This is a genomic window from Neisseria sp. P0008.S010, assembly GCF_051962715.1.
Lineage (GTDB): Bacteria > Pseudomonadota > Gammaproteobacteria > Burkholderiales > Neisseriaceae > Neisseria > Neisseria elongata.
On sequence record NZ_JBQCVA010000081.1, the window covers coordinates 1 to 3857 of the forward strand.

A 3857-nucleotide genomic window follows, 5' to 3' on the forward strand; every position below is an offset into this window, starting at 1 on the left:
GTATAGCTTCAGTGATTGCGATTCGCCTGTCTCTGCCTAATCCAAACTCTTTACCCGTCCTTGGGTCCCTGTAGCAGTAATATCCATTGTTTCTTATATAAAGGTTAGGGGGTAAATCCCGGCGCTCATGACTTCGCCTTCTTCCCATTTCTGATCCTCTTCAAAAGGCCACCTGTTACTGGTCGATTTAAGTCAACCTTTACCGCTGATTCGTGGAACAGATACTCTCTTCCATCCTTAACCGGAGGTGGGAATATCCTGCATTCCCGAACCCATCGACGAACTGTTTCAAGGCTTCTTGGACGTCGCTGGCGTGCGTTCCACTCCTGAAGTGTCAAGTACATCGCAAAGTCTCCGCAATTACACGCAAGAAAAAACCGCCATCAGGCGGCTTGGTGTTCTTTCAGTTCTTCAATTCGAATATTGGTTACGTCTGCATGTGCTATCTGCGCCCATATCATCCAGTGGTCGTAGCAGTCGTTGATGTTCTCCGCTTCGATAACTCTGTTGAATGGCTCTCCATTCCATTCTCCTGTGACTCGGAAGTGCATTTATCATCTCCATAAAACAAAACCCGCCGTAGCGAGTTCAGATAAAATAAATCCCCGCGAGTGCGAGGATTGTTATGTAATATTGGGTTTAATCATCTATATGTTTTGTACAGAGAGGGCAAGTATCGTTTCCACCGTACTCGTGATAATAATTTTGCACGGTATCAGTCATTTCTCGCACATTGCAGAATGGGGATTTGTCTTCATTAGACTTATAAACCTTCATGGAATATTTGTATGCCGACTCTATATCTATACCTTCATCTACATAAACACCTTCGTGATGTCTGCATGGAGACAAGACACCGGATCTGCACAACATTGATAACGCCCAATCTTTTTGCTCAGACTCTAACTCATTGATACTCATTTATAAACTCCTTGCAATGTATGTCGTTTCAGCTAAACGGTATCAGCAATGTTTATGTAAAGAAACAGTAAGATAATACTCAACCCGATGTTTGAGTACGGTCATCATCTGACACTACAGACTCTGGCATCGCTGTGAAGACGACGCGAAATTCAGCATTTTCACAAGCGTTATCTTTTACAAAACCGATCTCACTCTCCTTTGATGCGAATGCCAGCGTCAGACATCATATGCAGATACTCACCTGCATCCTGAACCCATTGACCTCCAACCCCGTAATAGCGATGCGTAATGATGTCGATAGTTACTAACGGGTCTTGTTCGATTAACTGCCGCAGAAACTCTTCCAGGTCACCAGTGCAGTGCTTGATAACAGGAGTCTTCCCAGGATGGCGAACAACAAGAAACTGGTTTCCGTCTTCACGGACTTCGTTGCTTTCCAGTTTAGCAATACGCTTACTCCCATCCGAGATAACACCTTCGTAATACTCACGCTGCTCGTTGAGTTTTGATTTTGCTGTTTCAAGCTCAACACGCAGTTTCCCTACTGTTAGCGCAATATCCTCGTTCTCCTGGTCGCGGCGTTTGATGTATTGCTGGTTTCTTTCCCGTTCATCCAGCAGTTCCAGCACAATCGATGGTGTTACCAATTCATGGAAAAGGTCTGCGTCAAATCCCCAGTCGTCATGCATTGCCTGCTCTGCCGCTTCACGCAGTGCCTGAGAGTTAATTTCGCTCACTTCGAACCTCTCTGTTTACTGATAAGTTCCAGATCCTCCTGGCAACTTGCACAAGTCCGACAACCCTGAACGACCAGGCGTCTTCGTTCATCTATCGGATCGCCACACTCACAACAATGAGTGGCAGATATAGCCTGGTGGTTCAGGCGGCGCATTTTTATTGCTGTGTTGCGCTGTAATTCTTCTATTTCTGATGCTGAATCAATGATGTCTGCCATCTTTCATTAATCCCTGAACTGTTGGTTAATACGCTTGAGGGTGAATGCGAATAATAAAAAAGGAGCCTGTAGCTCCCTGATGATTTTGCTTTTCATGTTCATCGTTCCTTAAAGACGCCGTTTAACATGCCGATTGCCAGGCTTAAATGAGTCGGTGTGAATCCCATCAGCGTTACCGTTTCGCGGTGCTTCTTCAGTACGCTACGGCAAATGTCATCGACGTTTTTATCCGGAAACTGCTGTCTGGCTTTTTTTGATTTCAGAATTAGCCTGACGGGCAATGCTGCGAAGGGCGTTTTCCTGCTGAGGTGTCATTGAACAAGTCCCATGTCGGCAAGCATAAGCACACAGAATATGAAGCCCGCTGCCAGAAAAATGCATTCCGTGGTTGTCATACCTGGTTTCTCTCATCTGCTTCTGCTTTCGCCACCATCATTTCCAGCTTTTGTGAAAGGGATGCGGCTAACGTATGAAATTCTTCGTCTGTTTCTACTGGTATTGGCACAAACCTGATTCCAATTTGAGCAAGGCTATGTGCCATCTCGATACTCGTTCTTAACTCAACAGAAGATGCTTTGTGCATACAGCCCCTCGTTTATTATTTATCTCCTCAGCCAGCCGCTGTGCTTTCAGTGGATTTCGGATAACAGAAAGGCCGGGAAATACCCAGCCTCGCTTTGTAACGGAGTAGACGAAAGTGATTGCGCCTACCCCGATATTATCGTGAGGATTCGTCATCGCCATTGATCCCCAAATACAAAACCAATTTCAGCCAGTGCCTCGTCCATTTTTTCGATGAACTCCGGCACGATCTCGTCAAAACTCGCCATGTACTTTTCATCCCGCTCAATCACGACATAATGCAGGCCTTCACGCTTCATACGCGGGTCATAGTTGGCAAAGTACCAGGCATTTTTTCGCGTCACCCACATGCTGTACTGCACCTGGGCCATGTAAGCTGACTTTATGGCCTCGAAACCACCGAGCCGGAACTTCATGAAATCCCGGGAGGTAAACGGGCATTTCAGTTCAAGGCCGTTGCCGTCACTGCATAAACCATCGGGAGAGCAGGCGGTACGCATACTTTCGTCGCGATAGATGATCGGGGATTCAGTAACATTCACGCCGGAAGTGAATTCAAACAGGGTTCTGGCGTCGTTCTCGTACTGTTTTCCCCAGGCCAGTGCTTTAGCGTTAACTTCCGGAGCCACACCGGTGCAAACCTCAGCAAGCAGGGTGTGGAAGTAGGACATTTTCATGTCAGGCCACTTCTTTCCGGAGCGGGGTTTTGCTATCACGTTGTGAACTTCTGAAGCGGTGATGACGCCGAGCCGTAATTTGTGCCACGCATCATCCCCCTGTTCGACAGCTCTCACATCGATCCCGGTACGCTGCAGGATAATGTCCGGTGTCATGCTGCCACCTTCTGCTCTGCGGCTTTCTGTTTCAGGAATCCAAGAGCTTTTACTGCTTCGGCCTGTGTCAGTTCTGACGATGCACGAATGTCGCGGCGAAATATCTGGGAACAGAGCGGCAATAAGTCGTCATCCCATGTTTTATCCAGGGCGATCAGCAGAGTGTTAATCTCCTGCATGGTTTCATCGTTAACCGGAGTGATGTCGCGTTCCGGCTGACGTTCTGCAGTGTATGCAGTATTTTCGACAATGCGCTCGGCTTCATCCTTGTCATAGATACCAGCAAATCCGAAGGCCAGACGGGCACACTGAATCATGGCTTTATGACGTAACATCCGTTTGGGATGCGACTGCCACGGCCCCGTGATTTCTCTGCCTTCGCGAGTTTTGAATGGTTCGCGGCGGCATTCATCCATCCATTCGGTAACGCAGATCGGATGATTACGGTCCTTGCGGTAAATCCGGCATGTACAGGATTCATTGTCCTGCTCAAAGTCCATGCCATCAAACTGCTGGTTTTCATTGATGATGCGGGACCAGCCATCAACGCCCACCACCGGAAC

The 3857-nt window shown here is 47.6% G+C and carries 10 protein-coding genes; all 10 read right to left on the reverse strand.

Annotation, left to right across the window (positions count from 1 at the left end; all coding sequences use genetic code 11):
• The coding region (locus ACTHSL_RS12200) for a phage integrase Arm DNA-binding domain-containing protein (RefSeq protein WP_175429548.1) at positions 1 to 148 on the reverse strand (148 nt) is incomplete at its 3' end.
• A complete protein-coding gene (locus ACTHSL_RS12205; protein WP_002414258.1) occupies positions 126 to 344 on the reverse strand; it encodes an excisionase in 219 nt (72 codons plus the stop codon). The genes ACTHSL_RS12205 and ACTHSL_RS12200, both read right to left, overlap by 23 nt.
• Before the next feature lie 39 nt (positions 345 to 383).
• Positions 384 to 551: a hypothetical protein gene (locus ACTHSL_RS12210; RefSeq protein ID WP_000545733.1), complete on the reverse strand. Its 168-nt coding sequence runs from the start codon at positions 549 to 551 to the stop codon at positions 384 to 386.
• Positions 552 to 639: 88 nt separating this feature from the next.
• On the reverse strand, positions 640 to 921 hold the full coding sequence (locus ACTHSL_RS12215) for a hypothetical protein (RefSeq protein ID WP_000026224.1): 282 nt from the start codon (positions 919 to 921) through the stop codon (positions 640 to 642).
• A gap of 191 nt (positions 922 to 1112) precedes the next feature.
• On the reverse strand, positions 1113 to 1661 hold the full coding sequence (locus ACTHSL_RS12220; protein WP_001289873.1) for an ead/Ea22-like family protein: 549 nt from the start codon (positions 1659 to 1661) through the stop codon (positions 1113 to 1115).
• Positions 1658 to 1879 (reverse strand): TraR/DksA family transcriptional regulator, encoded by a 222-nt coding sequence (locus tag ACTHSL_RS12225; protein ID WP_000763367.1) that lies wholly within the window; start codon positions 1877 to 1879, stop codon positions 1658 to 1660. The genes ACTHSL_RS12220 and ACTHSL_RS12225 overlap by 4 nt, the downstream gene beginning before the upstream one ends.
• Positions 1880 to 2270: 391 nt before the next feature.
• Positions 2271 to 2462, reverse strand: coding sequence for a DUF1382 family protein (locus ACTHSL_RS12230; protein ID WP_015979260.1), 192 nt, complete (start codon positions 2460 to 2462; stop codon positions 2271 to 2273).
• Positions 2435 to 2623 carry a DUF1317 domain-containing protein gene (locus ACTHSL_RS12235; RefSeq protein WP_440381606.1) on the reverse strand — a complete coding sequence of 63 codons (189 nt, stop codon included), beginning with the start codon at positions 2621 to 2623 and terminating at the stop codon, positions 2435 to 2437. The genes ACTHSL_RS12230 and ACTHSL_RS12235 overlap by 28 nt, the downstream gene beginning before the upstream one ends.
• Positions 2614 to 3294 carry a lambda exonuclease family protein gene (locus ACTHSL_RS12240; RefSeq protein ID WP_440381607.1) on the reverse strand — a complete coding sequence of 227 codons (681 nt, stop codon included), beginning with the start codon at positions 3292 to 3294 and terminating at the stop codon, positions 2614 to 2616. Before ACTHSL_RS12240 ends, ACTHSL_RS12235 begins: the two co-directional genes overlap by 10 nt.
• Positions 3291 to 3857, reverse strand: a 567-nt coding sequence (gene bet / locus ACTHSL_RS12245) for a phage recombination protein Bet (RefSeq protein WP_440381608.1), incomplete at its 5' end; no start/stop codon positions are given. The genes bet and ACTHSL_RS12240, both read right to left, overlap by 4 nt.

Bases quoted from the DNA above. Each gene is read 5' to 3' on its own strand.
- ACTHSL_RS12205 (WP_002414258.1), bottom strand. From the start codon at position 344: ATGTACTTGACACTTCAGGAGTGGAACGCACGCCAGCGACGTCCAAGA.
- ACTHSL_RS12210 (WP_000545733.1), bottom strand. From the start codon at position 551: ATGCACTTCCGAGTCACAGGAGAATGGAATGGAGAGCCATTCAACAGA.
- ACTHSL_RS12215 (WP_000026224.1), bottom strand. From the start codon at position 921: ATGAGTATCAATGAGTTAGAGTCTGAGCAAAAAGATTGGGCGTTATCA.
- ACTHSL_RS12225 (WP_000763367.1), bottom strand. From the start codon at position 1,879: ATGGCAGACATCATTGATTCAGCATCAGAAATAGAAGAATTACAGCGC.
- ACTHSL_RS12230 (WP_015979260.1), bottom strand. From the start codon at position 2,462: ATGCACAAAGCATCTTCTGTTGAGTTAAGAACGAGTATCGAGATGGCA.
- ACTHSL_RS12235 (WP_440381606.1), bottom strand. From the start codon at position 2,623: ATGGCGATGACGAATCCTCACGATAATATCGGGGTAGGCGCAATCACT.
- ACTHSL_RS12240 (WP_440381607.1), bottom strand. From the start codon at position 3,294: ATGACACCGGACATTATCCTGCAGCGTACCGGGATCGATGTGAGAGCT.